Origin of the sequence: Intestinimonas sp. HCP28S3_D6 (assembly GCF_052065695.1) — a bacterium.
In the GTDB taxonomy this organism is placed as follows: domain Bacteria; phylum Bacillota; class Clostridia; order Oscillospirales; family Oscillospiraceae; genus Intestinimonas.
The window spans coordinates 1-973 of sequence record NZ_JBQHTM010000139.1 but is presented as its reverse complement, the minus strand read 5'-3'; the positions used below and the strand labels follow the sequence as shown (position 1 = coordinate 973).

1 protein-coding gene is annotated in these 973 nt (G+C 51.6%); it reads right to left on the bottom strand.

What is annotated here, in order from left to right:
- Positions 1-973: IS5 family transposase (locus ACTNBK_RS17100; protein WP_441147892.1), on the bottom strand; the 973-nt coding region annotated here is incomplete at both ends.

Below are 973 nucleotides of genomic sequence, written 5' to 3'. Positions count from 1 at the left end.
GTTGTGGAAAGTTTTCGCCCGGCCATGGCAAGCGCATACAGATTCGCGCAGGCGAACATGGCATACAGCCGATTCTCGTTCTTCCTCAGTCCGCGATACACTGTTTTCTTATAGCCGAACTGACACTTGATAATCCGGAACGCGTGCTCTACTTTGCAGCGCACTGCGGATTTGCGGTTTTCAATATAACGCTCCCAGTCAATCGCGTTGTCACTGACCCTGGGAAGACTGCTGGGGCGGCGGTTAATACGGAAATCAATTTTTGAAAAATGCTCGTTGCTTGCGATTTCGGGGCGCTTCTGCACTCCAAGATATCCCGAATCCCCATAGACTACCCCGTCATCTTCCCGGAGTAAATTCGCTGTCTGGGTGATGTCATGCTCGTTTGCCGCTGTGACGGTCATCGTGTGAACCAGACCGCTGCCTGCGTCTACTCCGATGTGGCATTTCATCCCGAATTTCCACTCATTGCCCTTTTTCGTCTGGTGCATTTCCGGATCCCGGGCTTTCTCCGCATTCTTGGTGGAGCTGGGAGCATTGATGATGGTGGCGTCCACAATGGTGCCGCCCTTCATCATGTGTCCGGTTTGTACCATGACGCGGTTGATTGCATCGAAGAACAGCTTGTTCAGTCCGTTTGCCTCCAAAAGATGACGGAATTTGCACAGCGTTGTTTCATCCGGAACCGCTTCCGTCATGAAGTTAATGCCTGTGAATTTTCGCATGGCATAGCTGTCGTAGATGGCGTCCTCAGTAGCCGGATCGGACAGGTTGAACCAGATCTGAAGCAGATACATCCGCAGCATTTTCTCAATGCCCATGGGCGGACGGCCACGCTTTCCCTTGGGATAGTAGGGTTCGATAACACCAACCCACTCGTCCCAGGGAATGATCTCGTCCATGATTTCCAGAAATTCCTCCCGCTTCGTTTTCTTCTTGCGGAAGCTGTATTCGATATCCGTAAATGTTTCCT